The organism is Mesorhizobium waitakense (genome assembly GCF_056431085.1).
Window position 1 is genome coordinate 32,937 of sequence record NZ_JBWKME010000220.1, and the last position, 20,857, is coordinate 53,793.

Genomic DNA, 20,857 nt, shown 5'->3' on the forward strand with positions numbered 1-20,857 from the left:
GGAGACCCATCATGGACATGGCGCAAGAAACCCTTGGCGTGACCGAGGAAACGCTTGACCCCCGGGACTGGGCCGATGTGCAGGCCCTGTCGCACCAGGTCATCGACGATGCGGTCGATTACCTGCGCGATGTGCGCGACCGCCCGGTATGGCGGGAGATGCCGGCGGATGTGAGGGATGTCTTCGCAACACCCCTGCCGCGATCGCCGTCGCCCCTTGCCGCGGTCTATGGCGAGGTCTCGCGGAGCGTGATGTCCTACCCGATGGGCAACATCCATCCGCGCTTCTGGTCCTGGTACATGGGGTCGAGCAACTTCACGGGCGCGCTCGGCGACTTTCTGGCGGCAATCCAGGGCTCCAATCTCGGCGGCGGCAACCACGCCGCCGGGCTGATGGACAGCCAGGTGGTGAACTGGTGCAAGCAGATGCTGGGTTTTCCGGCTTCCGCCGGCGGCACGCTGGTCAGCGGCGGCTCGATGGCCAACATCATCGGGCTGACCGTGGCGCGCAACGTCAAGGCCGGCATCGACGTGCGCGAGCATGGCGTTGCCGCCATCGAGAAGCCGTTGCGCTTCTATGGCTCGGACCAGATCCATTCCTGCCACCGCAAGGCGATGGAAGCGCTCGGCCTCGGCAACCGCGCGCTGCGCCGCATCCCGACCGATGCCGGCTTGCGCATCGACATCGCCGCCTTGCGCGCCGCGATCGCCGAGGACCGCGCGGCCGGATTCAAGCCGGCCTGCGTCATCGGCACGGCCGGCACGGTCAACACCGGGGCGATCGATGATCTGCGGGCGCTAGCCAAACTGGCGCATGAGGAAGACCTCTGGTTCCATGTCGACGGCTGCATCGGCGCGCTGATCGCCATTGCACCCGAAAATGCCCATCGCGTCGCCGGCATCGAATGGGCCGATTCGGTCGCGCTCGATCCGCACAAATGGCTGCACGCGCCATTCGAGGTCGGCTGTGCCCTGGTCAGGGATGCCGTCGCGCATCGCAAGACCTTCGCGGTGACGCCGGAATACCTGGAATCGACCCCGCGCGGTCTCGCCTCCGGCGAATGGCTGAACGACTACGGCCTGCAGACGTCGCGCGGCTTTCGCGCGCTCAAGGTGTGGATGGCGCTGAAGGAGCATGGCGCCGACAAGTTCGGACGTCTGATCGACCAGAATATTGCGCAGGCGGGTTACCTCGCCGGGCTGATCGAGGCCGAGCCGGAACTGGAGCTGGCAGCATTGCCGACCATCAACATCGTCTGCTTCCGCTATCAGCCGGGCCTCGCCGGCGAGGCGCCGAAGGCGCTCAACACCGAAATCATGCTGCGGCTGCAGGAAGAGGGCATTGCAGCACTCTCCGACACCACCGTACATGGCCAGCACTGGCTGCGGGTGGCGATCACCAACCACCGCACCCGGCGCGAGGATCTCGACCTTCTGGTGCTTCAAGTGACGAGGCTGGGGCGGCAGATCGCGGCGGAGCACCCTGCGTCTTTCTAGTTCCCGGCAGGCATGCGATTCTGGCGCCATGATTCGGGAGATCGAGACCGTGACGCTGTTTCGCATGGCTGCATTTGCTGCCTTGGTCTTCACCACCTCGGCCGAGGCTGCCGAGATGGCCTTCTTCGTCAAGAACCTGCGCAAGGAAGCGGTTGCGGTCGAGCTGTTCAGCCGCGACCGCGAAACGGTCTGGCCGGGCAACGATCAGGTGTTCCTGATCGATCCCGGTTCGCAGAAATCGGTGCCGCTCTCCTGCAATCAGGGCGAACACATCTGCTACGGCGCCTGGGTCAACGGCAACGACAGCATCTCCGCCGGCGTCGGGCCGGATAACGACCAGCCCTGCGACACCTGCTGCTTCATCTGCGTGGAACACACGACCGAGACGATCGATCTGGTACCTTAGTTCCGATATCCCCAAAATCAGTCCGGAATTGTTGCAATCGTCCCTTTAGCGGCCGCGCACGGCGTGCCATGGTCACCCCGCGGCCGGGTAGGCCGTGTCTTTCCAGGGGGTTACCATGTTTCATGCCTATGCGCGCCGCACGCTGGCCGCGCTGTCTCTCGTCATGCTGGTCGTGCCGTCGGCACATGCCGGTGACGTTACCTTTGCCATCAAGAACAGCCATCCCAATGCCATGCGCCTCGAGCTTTACAGCCAGGACCGCGACTATGTCTGGCCGGGCAACAACCAGGATTTCTACCTCAATGACGGCGAGACCAAGTCCTTGCCGATATCCTGCAACGAAGGGGAATCGATCTGTTACGGCGCCTGGGTCGACGGCGACGAGGAGACCTATTGGGGCGTCGGCCCCGGCAACAAGGAAAAATGCGAGGACTGCTGCTATACCTGCAGCGGCGGCGAGACCGAGGAAATCGATCTGGTCCCTTGACCGGTTTGCCAGCTTGACGGTTTTCCTGCTGGAGCCGTAGAGCAATTCCGGAAAAAGTGTGAAGCGGTTCCGACGGGAATTGCGTTAAAACATTGCCTGCACAAATAAAGCGCGCCGCGTCTGTCCGTATGGATGCGATGCGCTTCAGGCAACAAGGAGCGTAGCCATGGCCGGTATGGTCGAAAGCGACAAGATCGACGTCGGGTTCTCCGGCAAGCGCTGCATTCATTCGCGCAACTGCGTGCTCGGCGATCCGCATGTTTTCGTGCCCAACGCGCCGGGGCAGTGGATCCATCCCGAGGCGGCCAGCGTCGAGAAGATCGTCGCCATCGCCGAAAGCTGCCCCTCTGGCGCCATCACCTACATCAGGAAGGACGGCGGGCCGCAGGAACAGCCGCCGGTGGTCAACACTGTGCGCCTGCGGGAAAACGGTCCGCTGGCCGTGCATGCCGAGATCGTGCTCGACGGCGAGACATTCTATCGAGCCACGCTCTGCCGCTGCGGCGCTTCGGAAAACAAGCCGTTCTGCGACGGCAGCCACAACAAATCAGGTTTCACCGCCACCGGCGAGCCGCCGCTGAAGGACACGCCGGCGCTGGAAAAGCGCGACGGTCCGCTCAAGGTCACTCCGACGAAAAACGGCCCGCTCAAGCTCGAGGGCAATCTGGAGATCGTCACCGGCACCGGCCACACCGTCGACCGCACGACAGTCACCTTCCTGTGCCGCTGCGGCCACTCGGCCAACAAGCCGTTTTGCGATGGCACACACAAGAAGGTTGGGTTTGTGGGCTAAGGTGTCGATATTCAGGTGAGGCCGGCCTGCAAACGGCGGCTTCCTGCGCTTCCGGTGCTCACGTACGAAAAGTACGCTCCACTCCGGTTCTCGGAAGCCACCATTTTCGGCTCGGCCTGACCTGAATCTCGACACCTTAGCGGAACTGCCAATCCCCTTGTGGGGGGAGATCGAACTCCACCGTGGCCCAGCGCTCGCGTCTTTATCGGCCGCCCCGTATCGGCTAAGGGCAGGGAAACAAAATTTACCCAGCCGGACGACCATCAGAAATGACCGCCAAGACCAAGCCAAAGCCGCTGTTCCTCGGGATCGACACCGGCGGCACCTACACCGATGCGGTACTGTGGTCTGAAACGGAAGGTAAGCAAGAGGGGCCGAACAAGGGCAAGGTGCTGGCCAAGGCGAAGGCGCTGACCACGCGGCATGACCTGGCCGTCGGCATTTCCGGCGCGGTCGATGCAGTGCTGCAGAAGGCCGGCACCGATCCGACCGCGATCAAACTGGTCTCGATGTCGACGACGCTTGCTACCAACGCGCTGGTCGAGGGCCAGGGCGGCCGCGTGGCGTTGGTGATGATCGGCTTTTCGGAGGCCGACCTCGCCCGTGACGGGCTGAAGGCTGCACTCGGCACAGACCCGGTGGTGTTCTGCCCCGGCGGCCACGACGTGCATGGCAATGCGGCCAAGCTCGACCTGTCGGGGCTCGAGGCAGCGCTGCCGGAACTCGGCGTGTCGGTCTCCGGTTTTGCCGTTTGCGCTTATTTCGCCACCCGCAATCCGGCGCACGAGATCGCCACCCGCGAGCTGATCCGCGAAAAGACCGGCCTGCCGGTCACATCAAGCCATGAGCTGTCGGCCAAGCTCGGCGGTCCGCGCCGGGCGCTGACGACGCTGCTCAACGCCCGGCTGATCTCGATGATCGACCGGCTGGTGGCGGCAACCGAAGGCTTTCTCGAACAACGCAACATCGCCGCGCCCCTGATGGTGGTGCGCGGCGACGGTGCGCTCGTGTCGGCGGCGTTTGCCCGCCAGCGGCCGATCGAGACCATCCTGTCCGGCCCCGCCGCAAGCCTGGTCGGCGCCCGCCACATGACCGGGCTCGACAATGCCATGGTGTCCGACATCGGCGGCACCACCACCGACGTCGCCGTGCTCGACAAGGGCCGGCCGCGACTCGACCCGGAAGGCGCCACCGTCGGCGGCTTCCGCACCATGGTCGAGGCCGTCGCCATGCGCACCTTCGGCCTCGGCGGCGATTCCGAAGTGGCGCTGGAGGATGGCGCGCTCAACCCGAAAATCCTGCTCGGGCCCCGCCGCCTGGTGCCCTTGGCGCTGGCGGGGATGGCCCATGGCGCCGCCGTCACCGCGGAACTCGAACGGCAATTGCGGGCGCCCAATCCCGGCCGCATGGACGGCCGCTTTGCAGTGCGCACCGGTGTGCCGGACCGGCTTGCCGCTGGACTGACCGGCGCCGAAGCTCGGCTCTACGAGGCGATTGGGGCCGTGCCGCTAGCCGTCGACAGGCTTTTGACCTCCAACGCGCAGAACGCGACCTTGAACCGGCTGGTGTCGCGCGGGCTGGTGCACGTCGCCGGCTTCACGCCATCGGACGCCGCCCATGTGCTGGGCAAGCAGGCGAACTGGGATCCGGCCGCCGCCCGCCTCGGCGCCGAACTGTTCGCGCGCAAGCGCGACGGCCGTGGCCAGCCCATCGCCGCATCGCCGGAGGTGATCTCGGAGCGCGTGCTGGTGACGCTGACACGCTGGTCGGCGGAATACATCCTCGAAACCGCCTTCGCCGAGGACGGGCTCGATGGCGCATCGACTGTAGCGCATGCGCTGGTGCAGCGCGCCGTCGATTCGCACCCCGGCATTGCCCGGCTGAGCGTCGCGCTCGACCGCCCCGTCATCGGCCTCGGCGCTTCCGCACCGCTGCACTATGCCGGCCTGCCGCCGCTGATCGGCAATGAGTGCGTGGTGCCGGAGGACACCGACGTCGCCAACGCGCTCGGCGCCGTCGTCGGCCAGGTCAGGGTTTCGGCCGAGGCCCGGGTCAGCCAGCCCAAGGAAGGCCTGTTTCGACTTGCCTCGGGTGAAACCGTGCGCGATTTCCTCGACGAGGCGGCGGCGATCGCGGCAGCCGAAGCCGATGTCCGCGCCATCGTCGCCCAGCGCGCCAGGGATGCCGGCACCGACAGTGCCGAGATCGACGTCGCGACCGAATTCCGCGTCTCGACCGTCGAAGCCCAGCGCATGTTCATCGAGGCGCATGTCGTGGCGGTGGCCTCGGGAAGGCCAAGGATTGCGGTGTAGATTCAGGTCAGGCCGGCCTGCAAATGGCGGCGTCCTGCACTTCCGGTGCTCACGTACCCAAAAGTACGCTCCGCTCCGGTTCTCGGAAACCACCATTTTCGACTCGGCCTGACCTGAATCGCGCACGCCGTATGAAGCGATGTAAATGCTCGCCCTTCACCCTAAGCTGAATTGACCCGGCAAACCTGACATGCCAAAGGCCCGCAAAGCCTTTCATCTGGAGAAGCCTGATGACCGATCGCATCGAGATCGCCGGATTGCGGATTGCCCGCGAGCTGCATGATTTTGTGGCTGGCGAGGTGCTGCCCGGCACCGGCATCGAAGCGGCCGACTTCTGGAACGGCTTCTCAGTTATTGTCCATGACCTGGCGCCGAAGAACCGGGCGCTGCTGGCAAAACGCGACGCCATGCAGGAGAAGCTCGACGGCTGGTATCGCGACCATGGCGCGCCCATCAACATGGAGGCCTACAAGACCTTCCTGAAGGAGATCGGCTATCTCGTCCCCGAGGGGCCGGCCTTCAGCGTGTCCACTGAAAATGTCGATCCCGAAATCGCAGTAGTTGCCGGCCCGCAGCTGGTCGTGCCGGTGATGAATGCCCGCTACGCACTCAACGCCGCCAATGCGCGATGGGGCTCGCTCTACGATGCGCTCTATGGCACCGATGCCATTCCCGAAACCGACGGCGCCGGGAAAGGCAAAAGCTTCAATCCAGTGCGCGGCGCCAGGGTCGTTGCCTGGACGAAGAACTTTCTCGATGAGGCTGCCCCGCTCACCTCTGGCAAATGGGCCGGCGTGAACGGCCTGTCGCTGGCGCAAGGCGCCTTGCGGTTGAGCGCCGGCGCCGGCTCGACCACGCTGGCCAACCCCAGGCAATTCGCCGGCTATCGCGGCGATGCCGCCAATCCCGATGCGGTGCTGCTGGTCAGGAACGGCCTGCATATCGAGATCGTCATTGACCGCAACAACCAGATCGGCAGGACAGATCCGGCAGGCATCGCCGATGTCATCCTGGAATCGGCGCTGACCACCATCCAGGACTGCGAGGATTCGGTCGCCGCCGTCGACGCCGAGGACAAGGTCGTCGTCTATCGCAACTGGCTCGGCCTGATGAAGGGCGATCTGGCGGAAGAGATCACCAAGGGCGGCAAGAGTTTTGTTCGCAAGCTCAACCCCGACCGCGCCTACACCGCGCCCGCCGGCGGCACGCTGACCGTGCCAGGCCGCTCGCTGATGCTGGTCCGCAATGTCGGCCACCTGATGACCAATCCGGCGATCCTTGATCGCGACGGCAGCGAGGTGCCGGAAGGCATCATGGATGCGGCGATGACGGCGTTGATCGCGCTGCACGATGTCGCGCCGAAGGGTCGCCGCGCCAACTCCCGCGCCGGCTCGATGTATGTCGTGAAGCCCAAGATGCACGGGCCGGAGGAAGTCGCCTTCGCCGTCGAGATATTCGACCGCGTCGAAGCCCTGCTCGGCATGGCGAAGAACACCATCAAGATGGGCATCATGGACGAGGAGCGGCGCACCACCGTCAACCTCAAGGAGGCCATCCGCGCCGCCAGGGAACGAGTGGTGTTCATCAACACCGGCTTCCTCGACCGCACCGGCGACGAGATCCACACCTCGATGGAAGCCGGCCCGATGATCCGCAAGGGCGACATGAAGCAGGCCGCCTGGATTTCCGCCTACGAGGCCTGGAATGTCGACACCGGGCTCGAATGCGGGCTGGCCGGCCACGCACAGATCGGCAAGGGCATGTGGGCGATGCCGGATTTGATGGCGGCGATGCTGGAACAGAAGATCGCCCACCCCAAGGCCGGCGCCAACACCGCCTGGGTGCCGTCGCCGACGGCGGCGACACTGCATGCAACGCACTACCACAAGGTCGATGTCCGCGCCGTGCAGGCGGCGCTGAAGAACCGGCCCAAGGCCAAGCTCGACGATATCCTGTCCGTGCCGGTCGCGGTGCGCCCGAACTGGACTCCCGACGAGATCCAGCGTGAGCTCGACAACAACGCGCAAGGCATCCTGGGCTATGTCGTGCGCTGGATCGACCAGGGCGTCGGCTGTTCGAAAGTGCCAGATATCAACGATGTCGGACTGATGGAGGACCGCGCCACGCTGCGCATTTCCTCGCAGCACATCGCCAACTGGCTGCACCACGACGTCTGCTCGCGCATCCAGGTGATGGATTCCCTGCGGCGCATGGCGGCCATCGTCGACCTGCAGAATGTCGGCGACCCGCTCTATCAGCCTATGGCGGCCGACTTCGACAACTCCATCGCCTTCCAGGCCGCCTGCGACCTGGTCTTCAAGGGCCGGATCCAGCCCAACGGCTACACCGAGCCGGTGCTGCACGCGCGGCGGCTGGAACTGAAGGCACGCGCCTCGGACTGAGCCGAAGTTTCATTAGAGCCAAGGGCAAGGTGCCGCCGCTTGCGTTTCCAGCCCTTTAGACTAAGGGCGAGGAAGGCGTCACGCCGCCTGCGCCACGCGCTCCGAACTCATGCGGTAGGAAATCGCCTCGGCCAGATGGATGCGGCCGACGGTTTCGCTGGCGTCGAGATCGGCCAGTGTGCGCGCCACTTTCAGCACGCGATGATAGGCCCGCGCTGAAAAGGCGAGCTTTTCGCTCGCGTCCTTGAGCAGCGACAGGCCGGCGGCATCAGGCATGGCGATCTCCTCGATGACCGCCGGCGCGCAATGCGCGTTGGTCGTGGCGCTGACGCCGAGCCGTTCGAAACGTTCGCGCTGGATGGTGCGGGCCCGTGCCACGCGCAGCGCCACGGAAGCACTCTTCTCCGCCCGGTCGGGCCGGATCAGGTCGCTGGCCGACACCGCCGGTACCTCGATCCTGAGATCGATGCGGTCGAGCAGCGGGCCCGAGATGCGCGCCTGATAATCGGTGCGGCAGCGTTCGCCGCGCAGGCAGCGATAGCCCGGCTCACCCGCCATGCCGCAGCGGCACGGGTTCATCGCCGCGACCAGCTGGATGCGCGCCGGATAGGTGACCCGATGGTTGGCGCGCGCGATCATGCAGTCGCCGGTCTCCAGCGGCTGGCGCAGTGCATCGAGCGTCTGCGGCGTGAATTCGGGAAACTCGTCGAGGAACAGTACGCCGTGATGGGCGAGCGACACTTCGCCCGGCCGGGCGCGGATGCCGCCCCCGACCATCGCCGCCATCGAGGCCGAATGGTGCGGCGCGCGGAACGGCCGCCGGTCGGTCAGCTTGCCTTCGCCGAGTTCTCCCGCCACCGAGGCGATCATCGAGACTTCCAGCAATTCCTTCGGCGCCAGCGGCGGCAGGATCGACGGCAGCCGCTGCGCCAGCATCGACTTGCCCGATCCAGGCGGCCCGATCATCAAAAGGTTGTGCCCGCCGGCGGCGGCCACTTCCAGCGCCCGCTTGGCGGTCTCCTGGCCCTTGATGTCGGCAAGGTCGGGCAGGTCGCGCGCCGAGGCGTGGATGCCGGCTTCGGGGCGCGACAGCACCTGCGTGCCGCGGAAATGATTGGCGATCGCAATCAGGCTGCGTGGTGCCAGAATGTCAAAATCCTTGCCGGCCCAGGCCGCTTCCGGCCCGCAGGCGAACGGGCAGATCAGGCCCTTGCCCTCGGCGTTGGCGCCGATTGCCGCTGGCAACGCGCCGGCCACCGCGGCAATTGTGCCGTCGAGCGACAATTCGCCAAGCACGACGTAGCCGGCCAGCATGTCGCCCGGAATGGCGCCGAGCGCCGCCATCAGGCCAAGTGCGATCGGCAGGTCGTAATGGCTGCCCTCCTTGGGCAGGTCGGCCGGGGCAAGATTGACGGTGACCTTCTTCGACGGCATCGACAGGCCCGACGCATGCAGTGCCGCTTGCACCCGCTCGCGGCTTTCGGCCACCGCCTTGTCGGCCAGGCCGACGATATGCATGTTGACCTTGCCGGGCGCGATCATCACCTGCACGTCGACCGGCACGGCCTCGATGCCCTGGAAAGCGACCGTGCGAACCCGCGCCACCATTTTATGCCCCCGGATAGTTCGCTTGTGCCCTGGCGATCAAGGCGCGAGCGAGATCGGAGAAGACACAACCACAGATTTCGGGGTTAGGCAAGAACATTACAAGAACATGCGGTTGCTTCACGTAAGCTAAAGAATCTACCGGCAAGGACGCGCCGTTCATGAGTCGGCTTCGATCGGAAGCTTGGGTGATTAGCTGTCGCGCAACCAACGGAAAACAGCAAGGTCAGTGGTTGGGAAGAAAGCCCATCGCCGGTGTCGATCCGCACTGGGCCATACATCATTTCGATCAAATCAGGAACATTGCAGGAATACCCAGCCCCGCCGGTCGCGGCCGGGTTGTGCCCGGTTGAAAAAGCGGAACATGGTTAAGACAAAATGAAAACGGCTTACTTCCGCTTGTCCTCGACCGCGTCCCAGAACAGGCTGGCGATGTCGGCGCCGCCAAAACGCCTGACTTCGCGCACGCCGGTCGGCGACGTTACGTTGATCTCAGTCATGTAGTCGCCGATGACGTCGATGCCGACGAGGATGAAGCCGCGCGATTTCAGCGCCGGCCCGATGCGGGCGCAGATTTCGCGCTCGCGCGTCGTCAGCTCGGTCTTTTCGGCACGGCCGCCGACATGCATGTTGGAGCGGGAATCGTGCTCGGCCGGCACCCGGTTGATGGCGCCGACCGGCTCGCCATCGATCAGGATGATGCGCTTGTCGCCCTTGCGCACATCCTTCAAATAGCGCTGCACGATATAGGGCTCGCGGAACATCTGGCCGAACATTTCGAGAAGCGAGGCAAGGTTGCGGTCGGCCTCCAGCATGTGGAAGATGCCGGCGCCGCCATTGCCGTACAGCGGCTTGATGATGATGTCGCCGAACTCCTTGCGGAAGGCGGCGACTTCGAGCGGATCCTTGGTGATCAGCGTGTCCGGCATCAGGTCGGGAAACTCGGTGACGAAGATCTTTTCCGGGCTGTTGCGCACCCAGGCCGGGTCGTTGACCACCAGCGTCTTCGGGTGGATGCGTTCGAGGATATGCGTGGTGGTGATGTAGTTCATGTCGAAAGGCGGATCCTGGCGCAGCAGGACGACATCCATTTCCTCCAGATCGGTGCGCACCTTCTCGCCCAGCGAATAATGGTTGCCCTTCTCGTCGCGCACCTGCATTTCCTCGATGCGGGCAAACACCTTGCCGTCGCGCAGCGATAGCCGGTCGGGCGTGTAGTGGAACAGCTGATGGCCGCGCCGCTGCGCCTCCAGCGACAGCGCGAAGGACGTGTCGCCGGCGATCGACACGGTGGAGATGTGGTCCATCTGGACGGCGATTTTCAGCTTCATGGCAAGTCTCCGGCGGCTCGGATGGGCGACTGTCTTGCCTGTACAGGCTCACTGCCCGTCTGCCAATCGCGACATTTTGAAGATTGGCATCAGACAACCGCAAGCCCGGCCTGCCTTCCGATTGGAGACAAGGCGAGGCTGCGCGTCATCGCTTTCTTAAGCCTTGCCGTGCAACGGTAAGCCCGAATGCGCCCGGCCGAACTGACGCAGCGCCGGGCACTCGATGGAACAACGACCAATGAACGCCGTCACCGCCATCCGCGCCTCCGCAACCAAACAGCTCGAACTCACCATTCTCATGCCGTGCCTCAACGAGGCCGAGACGCTCGCCGTCTGCATCGGCAAGGCGAAAACCTTCCTCGACAAAGCGGGCATCTCCGGCGAGGTGCTGATATCAGACAATGGCAGCACCGACGGATCGCAGGCGATTGCCGTGGCGGGAGGCGCCCGTATCGTCCCGGTGGCTCAGAAAGGCTATGGCGCGGCCCTTTTGGGCGGCATCGCGGCTGCCAAGGGCCGTTTCATTATCATGGGCGATGCCGACGACAGCTATGATTTCGGCGCGCTGGAAGCCTTCGTCGCGCGGCTGCGCGACGGCGCCGACCTTGTCATGGGCAATCGCTTCCAGGGCGGCATCGAGGCCGGCGCCATGCCGCCGCTGCACCGCTACCTCGGCAACCCGGTGCTCAGCTTTGTCGGCCGCCTGTTCTTCCGCATCAAGACCGGCGATTTCCACTGCGGCCTGCGCGGCTTCAATGCCGACAGCATCAGGAAGCTCGACCTGCAGACAACCGGTATGGAATTCGCCAGCGAAATGGTGGTGCGTGGCGCCCTTGCCGGCCTGCGCATCGAGGAAGTGCCGACCACGCTCAAGCCCGACGGCCGCAGCCGGCCGCCCCATCTTAGGACCTGGCGCGATGGCTGGCGACACCTGAAGTTCCTGCTGGTCTACAACCCGCGCTGGATGTTCTTCATCCCAGGCACGGTGCTCGGCGGCCTTGGCCTGTTGTTCGCGGCGCTGCTGGTGTTCGGGCCGCTGCGCGTGATCGACAATCTGTCGCTCGACCTCAACACCTTCGTCGCCGCCTGTTTCATGGTCGTCACCGGCGTCCAGCTCATCACCTTCGGCGCCATTTCGCGATACTATGCCGAGATAACCGGTATCCTGCCGCCAAGCCGCCGTTCAGACTGGCTGACCAGAACCATCAGCACCGACCGTCTCGCCGCCAATGCTGGCATCTGCTTTGCCGGCGGCGTCTTGTTCTTCGGCTATGCCGTGGCGCGCTGGGCGCATCTCGGCTTCGGCCCGCTGAACGATTCCGAGATCCCGCGCATCGTCGTGCTGGGCCTGAGCCTGATCGTCATTTCCTTCCAGGTCTTCTTCTCGGCTTTTCTGCTCGGTGTCCTGGAAATACCGGTCAAGCGGCTGAAGTCTGGGCGGACCGGTCAATCGGGTGAACTGCCGGCCAATGAGTTGCCGACCGGCGAATCGCCGGCTAACCAACTGCCGGCGCGCGACGCATGAGCGAAGCATTGCCGGTCTTTGTCCGGACGCGCCTGTTCCGGTTCCTGACGGTCGGCGTCGGCGCCGCGTTGCTGCTGTTCGTCCTCTCGTGGCTCCTGGTGTCGCTGGGCTTTTCGCCCTTCATTGGCAGTGTCGTCGCCTATGCGATCACCTTCGTTGTCGCCTATAGCGCGCAGCGCGGCTGGACATTCGGCGGCCAGCACGATCATGCCAGCGCCATGCCGCGCTATCTTGCGCTGCAGTTCGGATGCGCGCTGTTTTCGGGCCTGGTGTCGCATCTGGCGGTCACCCGCTTCGGCCTGTCGGCGCTTGCCATGTCGGCGCTGATGACGGTTGCCGCAAGCACGGTGAGCTACATTCTGTCGTCGCTGTGGGTGTTTCCGGCGCGCGATTGATGCATGGCGCCCAAAAGTGGCGCAAAATCGCGCCGCTTTACGCTTTGTGAAGCGGCCGGCGCTAGCGTGCGCCGATAGACACAGGCTGAAAGCCCACTCCATGACCACCGCCCATACCGCGATGCTTTCCAAAGACGGGGTACGCGCCTCCTGGCGAGCGGACCTCATGCTGGCGCTGCTTGCCACGCTCGGCTTCCTTGTCGTCAACGCCTGGGCCGGGTTCCCGGCGCTGAGCAATACCGGTGGCGACAATGACGATCTGTTGCGGCTGGTCGAAGTGCGCGACCTCTTGGCCGGCCAGGGCTGGTTCGACCTGCATCAATACCGGATGGGCCTGGAAGGCGGCTTCGTCATGCATTGGTCGCGGCTGGTCGATGCACCGATCGCCGCCATTGTGCTCGGCGTATCGAGCCTGACCCGCAATGCCTTGCTTGCCGAGAACGTTGCGCAGGTGGCGTGGCCGGCGCTGCTTTTCGGCCTGACCATGGTCTTCATCATTCGCGCCGCGCGCAGCTTTGCCGGCGATGGCGCGGTGCTGCCCGCCGTCATCGTCGGCGCGGCAGCGCTGTATTTCATCGGTATCTTCGAGCCGGCCGCCCTCGATCATCACAATGTCCAACTGATGCTGACCGTCGCCAGCCTGAGTTTCCTGCTCGAAGCGCGTATGCGCAGGCCGGCGGCGTTGCTTGCCGGCCTGTGCGCCGCGTTGACCCTCGCCGTCGGCATGGAAACCGCCCCCTATGTCGGCGCCATCGGCGTCTGCGTGACGACGCTGTTTGCTTTTGACGCATCAGGCGAAAAACTGATCGCCAGGGATTTCGGCCTTAGCTTTGCCGGCGTCGCGGCGCTTGTCTTCGTCGCCACCGTCCCGCTATCGGCCTGGGGTCAGGCGCAATGCGATGCTTTCTCGACGATGCAGTTCGTCGTCGCGGCCCTTGCCGGAACCGGCCTTGCGGCGATCGCCTCGCTCGAAGCGGCCGGGCGCGGGCAGCGTCGGCTGTCGCTTGGCGTGCTCGGCGTCGTGCTCGGCGCGGTCTTCCTTTTGCTGTTCCCGCAATGTCTGGCCTCGCCCTATGCCGGGCTCGATCCGCGCCTGAAGACGTTGTGGCTCGATCATGTCGACGAGGCGCAGTCGCTGTTCCAGCTCGCCGCCCACGATCCCGCCGAGCTGGCGGCGCGCTATGCCACGCCTCTGGTGGCGCTGGTGCTGATGGCGTTGCGCCTGCGCCGTGGCGGCTGGCGGCGCCAGGACAGCCTCGTCGCCACGCTGCTGGTCGTGGCGTTCCTGGTCAGCGTCTGGCAAGTGCGCGGCTCGACATTCTCGATTGTCTTCGCGGTGATCCCGCTGTCGGCCTGGATTGCCAAGTGGCGGCAACGGGCCGAAACCAGCCCGTCGCGCGGCTCGGTGCTGCGGATGGCCGCGGCTTGGCTCCTCTCGGTGAACTCGCTCTGGTCGGGCGCCGCCCAGGCGGCGTCGGCGGCGCTCGCCACCGGTGTAAAAATCACCAGCGACGCCAGTGTCGGCGCGAGCGTCGACCCGTCCTGCCAGGCCAAGGCCACGTTCGCCACACTCGGCAGGTTGCCCGATACCACCGTGCTTGCAGTCTCCAATATCGGATCGCCGATCCTGGTGTACTCGGGGCATCGGGTGTTCGCCGGGCCCTACCACCGCAACGTCGCGGGAGACCTGATTGCGCTCGACGCGTTCCTCGGTTCCGATGCGCAAGCCAGGTCGATCGTCGGCGATCATCACGTCGGCCTTGTCGCGCTGTGCCGCGGCAACTCGGAAAGCCAGCTTCTGGCCTCCACCGCGCCGGACGGCTTTCTTGCCGGGCTGATGCGCGGCAACGTGCCGGAATGGCTGGAGCCGATCGCGGACACGAAGGGCGCCTCGCTCGAACTCTATCGTGTCCGGCCCAAGGGCTGACGGCCTGAAACAAGGGCTGGACGCACCGCGCGTCGATCCTTCCGAACGCGACGCGCTTTACCCGCGAATAATCGATTTGGGGATACGTTTCCTAAAGGGTTTGCTGCCAGTCTGAGGCTAAATTCCGAAGTCACAAAACAGGGACACCGATGCAAACTTCGTTTGGCACCGGTCAGGCAAACAGGGAGAGCACGGATCTGGCGTTCACCGATCCGTTGACCGGGCTTGGCAACCATCGCCGCTTCTTCGACAAGGTCGATCGCCTGATCAGCGACCGTGCCGACGACCCGGCGCCGTTTACCGTCGGCATTCTCGACCTCGACGGCTTCAAGCCGATCAACGACCTGTTCGGCCACAAGGCCGGTGACGATATCCTGATCCAGGTCGCGATGCGGCTGCGCGCCTCTATGGACGGCCATTCCACCGTCTGCCGCATCGGCGCCGACGAATTCGCCTATCTTTACCCGATGGTGTTCAGCGAGGAAGCGGCGGCTGAGAAATCCCGCATGCTGATCGAAATACTTTCGGCGCCCTATGATGTCGGCGAACGCACCGCCAGGCTTTCGGCCTCGGTCGGCTGCTCGCTGTTCTATTCGGGCGATGAGACCACCGAGATCCTCATCAACAAGGCAGAGACGGCGCTCTACCACGCCAAACGTTCCGGCCGTGGCCGCGTCGTCGTCTACACCCGCGAGATGGAAGAGGCGGCCAAGCGTGTCACCCGCATCGAACAGGCGCTGCGCCGCGCTGTCTCGGCCGGCGAGGTGGAGCCGCATTTCCAGCCTATCGTCGACCTCAACACGCGCCGCACCATCGGTTTCGAGACGCTGGCGCGCTGGACCGATCGCGATCTGGGCTCGGTGCCGCCAACGGTGTTCATTCCCATTGCCGAGGAGCGCGGCATCATCGGCCCGCTGTCGCAGCTGGTGCTGCGCAAGGCGACCGAAGCGGCCAGAAGCTGGCCGAAGGAGCTGTTCCTGTCGTTCAACCTGTCGCCCTCGCAGCTCGTCGATCAGAACACCGGCCTGCACATTCTGGCCATCCTCGAGCGCACCGGCTTCGATCCGCGCCGGCTGGAGATCGAGATCACCGAGACCGGCCTGATGAACGATCCTGCCTCGGCCGAGAAGATCGTCGAGGATCTCCGCCGCGTCGGCATCCGCGTTTCGCTCGACGATTTCGGCACCGGCCAGTCCTCGCTCGGCCGCTTGCGCGAATTCCATTTCGACAAGCTCAAGATCGACCGCGCCTTCGTCTCCTCCATTCTCGACGACCGCCCGTCCGAACACATCATCCGCGCCATTCTCGCCATGTGCGAGGGCCTCGGCATGGACGTGGTCGCCGAAGGCATCGAGCAGGAGGCGCAGGCCGATCGCCTGGTCCAGTTCGGCTGCGCCGGCGGGCAAGGCTATCTGTTCGGCAAGCCGGTCGATGCCGATGCTACGCTAGGCTATCTCCGCGATTCCTTCCGCGGCGCCTTGCGCGCCAAGGCGGTCTGACCGGCTAGCTCGAAGCGGCCGCGCAATCCCGATGGGGCAGCTGTGCGTCCGCTGCGGCGCATTGTCGTTTTGTCTGACATAAGCCCGCAATCCGTCGTTTCGCCCTTGCCCGCACGACATGTCTGGCTAGGATGCGCGCCGGCCTGACCACAGCGCCGCGTCCTTCAGGACGCGCAAAGGGCGCTGTCGGGGTCATGCGCAGGGAGAAAAAATATGATGCCATCGGCGCATTTTGCCGACCTCGAGGGAGCCTCGGTGCTGATCACCGGCGGCGGCTCCGGAATTGGCGCGGCACTGACCGAGGGTTTTGTGCGCCAGGGCGCCGATGTCGCCTTCATCGACATCGCCGACGGCCCCAGCACTGCCCTTGCCGACCGCATCGAGAAAGCATTTGGTCGCCGGCCGCTGTATCTCAAGACCGACCTGCGCGACGTCGAGGCCTTGCGGACCTCGGCAGCCAAGGCGGCCGACGCGCACGGCGAAGTCACCGTGCTGGTCAACAATGCGGCGCTTGACGAGCGCCACGCCGTCGAAGACGTGACGGTGGAATTCTGGGACAACAACCAGGCGATCAATCTCAGACCGCATTTCTTCACCGCGCAAGCGGTGGCACCGGGCATGAAGCGGGCCGGCGGCGGCTCGATCATCAACTTCACTTCGACGTCCTACATGATCAACCACCCCGACATGCCGGCCTACACCGCCGCCAAGGCCGGCATCCTCGGTCTGACCAAGGGGCTGGCCGGCAAGCTCGGGGTCGACGGCATCCGCGTCAACGCCATTGCGCCCGGCTGGGTGATCACCGAGCGGCAGAAGGAGCTCTGGGTGACCGAACAGGCGCTGGCCGCCCATGTCGCCAAGCAGTGTATCAAGCAGGTGATTCAGCCCGACGACATCGTCGGCACGGTGCTGTTCCTTGCCTCGGATGCCTCGCGCATGCTGACCGCGCAGATGTTGATCGTCGATGGAGGTTTCTTGTGAGCGAAGCGCCGGCGGTAGCCGCCGTCGACTGGGGCACGACCCGCATGCGGGTCTGGCTGATCGACAAGGGCGGCAAGGTCCTTGCCGAACGCCGTGGCGATGATGGCCTGATCACCGCCCAGCAAAAGGGTTTTTCGACCATTCTCGAAGGGCACCTCGCAGCCATGGCCGCGCCGCAGGCGCTCCCCGTCATCATCTGCGGCATGGCCGGCTCCCGCCAGGGCTGGCTGGAGGCGCCCTATGTCACCGTTCCGGCGCCGCTCAGCGCCATCCTGGCGGGTGCGGCACGGTTACCCGGCCAGCACCGCGACATCCGCATCGTGCCAGGCCTCGCCCAGCGTCAGATCGATGCGCCCGACGTCATGCGCGGCGAGGAAACGCAGCTTGCCGGCGCCGGCCTGCCGGCCAAAGGGCGCCAGCTGGTCTGCATGCCCGGCACCCATTCGAAATGGGTGTTGGTCGAGGACGGCGCGGTTGCCGGTTTCGGCACCTGGCCGACCGGCGAGCTGTTTTCGGTGCTTGCCGCGCACTCGATCCTGCGCCATTCGCTCGGCGAACATGCCAAGCCGGTCACCTCGGAAAATCCATTCTTCCGCAGCTGGTGCGAAACCGCATTGGCCGAGGGCGGCGATGTCACCTCGAGGCTGTTTTCAATCCGCGCCGCTGGCCTGCTGCAGGATCTAAAGGCCGACGATGCCGCCGCTTGCCTGTCCGGTCTGCTGATCGGTGGCGAGATCGCCTCGGCCAGCCGCCGCCATGGCGCTGGCGCCGAACCTGTCGTGCTTGTGGCATCCGGTGCGCTTTCAGCGCTTTACCAGGCCGCACTCGGCCTTGCCGGACTTGAGGTCCGCACCGTCGATGCCGACGAGGCCGTGCGTGCCGGCCTCATCGAAGCGGCACGCGAGAACGGCATGATCGCCAGAACCGGAGCAGCCCGATGAGCCAGACCGCACCTTTCCCAAAGCTCAAGCGCGGTCTGGTCGCCATCCTGCGCGGGCTCAAGCCGGACGAAGCGATCGCGATCAGCCAGGCGCTGTTCGATGCCGGCATCGAGGCGATCGAAGTGCCGCTCAACTCACCGGAGCCGTTTTCGTCGATCGCCCGGATCGTCGAAGTGTTGCCGAAAACGGCACTGGTCGGCGCTGGCACGGTGCTGACGCCTGCCGATGTCGATGGCTTGCACAAGGCCGGCGGCCGGCTGCTGGTCAGCCCCAACATCGATGCCGAGGTGATGGCGCGTGCGATGCAATACGGCATGGTGACGATGCCCGGCGTGTTCACGCCGACCGAGGCTTTCCAAGCGATCCGGCTTGGCGCCTCCGCGCTGAAATTCTTTCCGGCGAGCGTGCTCGGCGCGGCAGGTATTTCCGCGATCCGGGCGGTGCTGCCGGCGCAGACGCTGGTCGGCGCGGTCGGCGGTGTTTCGGAAAAGGACTTTGCCGGCTACAAGGCCGTCGGTGTGACGGTGTTCGGACTTGGCTCCAGCCTGTTCAAGCCGGGCATGAGCGTCGACGACGTGGCGGCGCGCGCGCATGCCGCCGTCGCGGCATGGGATGCAGTGTTCGGAGAAGCATGATGAGCGAAGCGATCGTCTCGGTTTTTTCCGACCACATCTGCCAGCTCGGCGAGGGGCCGAGCTACGATCCCGCCACCGATGTGCTGTTCTGGTTCGACATCGTCAACGGCCAGCTTCTGGAAAAACCCATGGCTGGTGGCACGCTGAAAATCCACGAGCTTGGCCAGATGGCAAGCGCCATCGCCATCATCGACGACCAGCGCCAGCTGGTCGCCACCGAGACCGGCCTCCATGTCCGCGATGTCGCGACCGGCAAGATGACGCTGCACACGCCGATCGAGGCCGACAATCCCCTGACCCGCTCCAACGATTCCCGCGTCCATCCCTGTGGTGCCTTGTGGACCGGCACGATGGGCAAGACGGAGACAAAAGGCGCCGGTTCCATCTACTGGTTTTTCAAGGGCGAACTGCGTCGCCTGTTTTCGGACATCACGGTCTCCAACTCGATCTGCTTTTCGCAAGACGGCGGGCTCGCCTACTACACCGACACCTCGACCGGACTGTTGATGCGGGTCGACTGCGATCCGGCGACCGGCCTGCCCACCGGCGAGCCGAAAGTATTCGTCGATCACCGCTCGTCCAAGGGTTATGTCGACGGCTCGATCGTCGACAGTGACGGTGTGCTGTGGAACGCCGTCTGGGGCGGCAAAATGGTCAAGGCCTATGCTCCTGACGGCACGCTGCTGCGCTCGGTCGCAATGCCGGTGACGCAGCCATCCTGCCCGGCCTTTGTCGGCAAGAACGCCGACCGGCTGGCAGTGACATCCGCCTGGAAGGGCAAGGACGAGAAGCAGCGCAAGCTCGATCCTCAAGCGGGCATGACCTTCCTGCTCGACATCAACGTCAACGGCCGTTTCGAGCCGCGCGTGCTGATCGCCTGATTGAACGCGGTCGGCGGTTGGTTGTCACGCAACCGTCCGACCCGGTCGGTTTCGCGGCAGCCGATTGCGCTTCCCATGCGATGGTAGGCGACGCCATCGCTGGAAAACCATGCAAATCCATGACGAGCCAAAAGACAAGACTGATCCTCGTCCACGAGCCGGAAAAAGCCTGCTTCGACCGCCTCGTCGCCGACGGCCATGCACCGGAGCGTGCCGCCGAGATCGCCTCCTATCTGGCGCAGTCGACCGATCTCGCCCATGAATTCGAAGCGCTTGCCGCTGCTTGCCAGGCGCGCGGCCTGTCGTTCTCGCCGGTGGCGCTGGACGATGCCGCGGGCGTGCTCGCCGGCGAGCATCCCGGCACGACGCTGGTCTGGACGCTGACCGACGGCATGGCCTATTTCCGGGGCAGCGCCGCACCCGCCTTGGCGAGGCTGGGTGGGTTCAAGACGATCGGCGCCGACGATGCGCTGTTTGCGCTCTGCCAGGACAAGTTCCGTTCCGGCGCGGTGCTTGGCGCGCTCGGTCTGCCGGTGCCGCAAGCCGGTCTTGCGCGCGAGGGTAAATGGCTGGTCGAGCCGCCGGCGTCGGCCGCCGGCTGGTTCGTCAAGCCCAACCGGCTAGGCGCCAAGATCGGCATCTGGGCGGATTCGCGTATAAGCGATCTCGGCCACGCACTGGAGCTTAGCCGGCGTGTGTTTGCGGCCTATCGCGACGATGTCGTCGTCCAGCCCTATGTCGCCGGCCGCAACGTGCGCGCCAGTTTCCTCGGCCTTGTGCCGGGCGCCGGGGTCGAAGCGCTTGGCGTGACCTTTGTCGATTCGGGTGCCGATTTCCAGACCATGGCGGACAGCCTGGCGCTTTACGGCGACACCGGCGAGGCGGCGAAGGCGGCCGGACATTATGCCGAACCGGAACTCGTTGCGGTCGCCGACAGCCAGCCGATCGCCGACGCCAGGGTTCGCGCGATCGCCGAGCGGCTGACGAGCGGGCTTGGCCTGCGCGACGTTTTTTCCATTGACCTTCGCGTCGAGGCCGACGACACGGTCCACCTTATTGAGTTCGAGGTCTGCCCCGGCCTGCCTTGCTTCGATTTCCGCGCCTACTGCCGCCAGCAATGGGATCTCGAGCTTGCCGACGCCATGGCCGAAACCGCTGCCAGCCGGCTACTCGGCCAAAACCACCATATTTGAACGCGCGGCGGCGCATCCGGAAATGCTCGGGGCGCCGCCACCAGGCGC

The 20,857-nt window shown here is 65.1% G+C and carries 17 protein-coding genes; 15 read left to right on the forward strand and 2 right to left on the reverse strand.

Annotated features, from left to right (window positions below):
- The first annotated feature begins 11 nt into the window (after positions 1 to 11).
- The 6 genes from AC07FD_RS39160 to AC07FD_RS39185 all read left to right on the forward strand — a co-directional run bounded on the left by AC07FD_RS39160 (position 12) and on the right by AC07FD_RS39185 (position 7,896).
- On the forward strand, positions 12 to 1,496 hold the full coding sequence (locus AC07FD_RS39160; protein WP_478354157.1) for a pyridoxal phosphate-dependent decarboxylase family protein: 1,485 nt from the start codon (positions 12 to 14) through the stop codon (positions 1,494 to 1,496).
- 28 nt (positions 1,497 to 1,524) lie between these two features.
- Positions 1,525 to 1,902, forward strand: coding sequence for a hypothetical protein (locus AC07FD_RS39165; RefSeq protein WP_478354158.1), 378 nt, complete (start codon positions 1,525 to 1,527; stop codon positions 1,900 to 1,902).
- Between the two features lie 115 nt (positions 1,903 to 2,017).
- Complete coding sequence (locus AC07FD_RS39170) at positions 2,018 to 2,389, forward strand: hypothetical protein (RefSeq protein WP_095083724.1); 372 nt, start codon at positions 2,018 to 2,020, stop codon at positions 2,387 to 2,389.
- A gap of 166 nt (positions 2,390 to 2,555) precedes the next feature.
- Positions 2,556 to 3,182 carry a CDGSH iron-sulfur domain-containing protein gene (locus AC07FD_RS39175; protein WP_478354159.1) on the forward strand — a complete coding sequence of 209 codons (627 nt, stop codon included), beginning with the start codon at positions 2,556 to 2,558 and terminating at the stop codon, positions 3,180 to 3,182.
- 269 nt (positions 3,183 to 3,451) lie between these two features.
- Positions 3,452 to 5,494 (forward strand): hydantoinase/oxoprolinase N-terminal domain-containing protein, encoded by a 2,043-nt coding sequence (locus tag AC07FD_RS39180; RefSeq protein ID WP_478354160.1) that lies wholly within the window; start codon positions 3,452 to 3,454, stop codon positions 5,492 to 5,494.
- A gap of 230 nt (positions 5,495 to 5,724) precedes the next feature.
- Positions 5,725 to 7,896 (forward strand): malate synthase G, encoded by a 2,172-nt coding sequence (locus AC07FD_RS39185; protein WP_478354161.1) that lies wholly within the window; start codon positions 5,725 to 5,727, stop codon positions 7,894 to 7,896.
- Positions 7,897 to 7,974: 78 nt separating this feature from the next.
- Here AC07FD_RS39185 and AC07FD_RS39190 read toward each other — a convergent pair whose 3' ends face one another.
- Together AC07FD_RS39190 and gshB are read right to left on the reverse strand one after the other, a co-directional pair.
- On the reverse strand, positions 7,975 to 9,504 hold the full coding sequence (locus tag AC07FD_RS39190; RefSeq protein ID WP_478354162.1) for a YifB family Mg chelatase-like AAA ATPase: 1,530 nt from the start codon (positions 9,502 to 9,504) through the stop codon (positions 7,975 to 7,977).
- Between the two features lie 386 nt (positions 9,505 to 9,890).
- Positions 9,891 to 10,832: a glutathione synthase gene (gshB, locus tag AC07FD_RS39195; protein WP_478354163.1), complete on the reverse strand. Its 942-nt coding sequence runs from the start codon at positions 10,830 to 10,832 to the stop codon at positions 9,891 to 9,893.
- A gap of 238 nt (positions 10,833 to 11,070) precedes the next feature.
- Between gshB and AC07FD_RS39200 the strand changes: the two genes are divergently transcribed.
- The 9 genes from AC07FD_RS39200 to AC07FD_RS39240 all read left to right on the forward strand — a co-directional run bounded on the left by AC07FD_RS39200 (position 11,071) and on the right by AC07FD_RS39240 (position 20,809).
- Positions 11,071 to 12,357 (forward strand): glycosyltransferase family 2 protein, encoded by a 1,287-nt coding sequence (locus AC07FD_RS39200; protein WP_478354164.1) that lies wholly within the window; start codon positions 11,071 to 11,073, stop codon positions 12,355 to 12,357.
- Complete coding sequence (locus AC07FD_RS39205; protein ID WP_478354165.1) at positions 12,354 to 12,752, forward strand: GtrA family protein; 399 nt, start codon at positions 12,354 to 12,356, stop codon at positions 12,750 to 12,752. The genes AC07FD_RS39200 and AC07FD_RS39205 overlap by 4 nt, the downstream gene beginning before the upstream one ends.
- Positions 12,753 to 12,852: 100 nt before the next feature.
- Positions 12,853 to 14,679, forward strand: a complete 1,827-nt coding sequence (locus AC07FD_RS39210; protein WP_478354166.1) for a GtrA family protein — start codon at positions 12,853 to 12,855, stop codon at positions 14,677 to 14,679.
- A gap of 149 nt (positions 14,680 to 14,828) precedes the next feature.
- On the forward strand, positions 14,829 to 16,178 hold the full coding sequence (locus AC07FD_RS39215; RefSeq protein WP_478354167.1) for a putative bifunctional diguanylate cyclase/phosphodiesterase: 1,350 nt from the start codon (positions 14,829 to 14,831) through the stop codon (positions 16,176 to 16,178).
- Between the two features lie 213 nt (positions 16,179 to 16,391).
- Positions 16,392 to 17,159, forward strand: coding sequence for an SDR family NAD(P)-dependent oxidoreductase (locus AC07FD_RS39220; protein ID WP_478354168.1), 768 nt, complete (start codon positions 16,392 to 16,394; stop codon positions 17,157 to 17,159).
- Positions 17,156 to 18,100, forward strand: a complete 945-nt coding sequence (locus tag AC07FD_RS39225) for a 2-dehydro-3-deoxygalactonokinase (protein ID WP_478354169.1) — start codon at positions 17,156 to 17,158, stop codon at positions 18,098 to 18,100. The genes AC07FD_RS39220 and AC07FD_RS39225 overlap by 4 nt, the downstream gene beginning before the upstream one ends.
- A complete protein-coding gene (locus AC07FD_RS39230; protein ID WP_478354170.1) occupies positions 18,097 to 18,735 on the forward strand; it encodes a 2-dehydro-3-deoxy-6-phosphogalactonate aldolase in 639 nt (212 codons plus the stop codon). Before AC07FD_RS39225 ends, AC07FD_RS39230 begins: the two co-directional genes overlap by 4 nt.
- On the forward strand, positions 18,735 to 19,616 hold the full coding sequence (locus tag AC07FD_RS39235) for an SMP-30/gluconolactonase/LRE family protein (protein ID WP_478354171.1): 882 nt from the start codon (positions 18,735 to 18,737) through the stop codon (positions 19,614 to 19,616). The genes AC07FD_RS39230 and AC07FD_RS39235 overlap by 1 nt, the downstream gene beginning before the upstream one ends.
- 119 nt (positions 19,617 to 19,735) lie before the next feature.
- Positions 19,736 to 20,809, forward strand: coding sequence for a D-alanine--D-alanine ligase family protein (locus tag AC07FD_RS39240; protein WP_478354172.1), 1,074 nt, complete (start codon positions 19,736 to 19,738; stop codon positions 20,807 to 20,809).
- Positions 20,810 to 20,857: the final 48 nt, after the last annotated feature.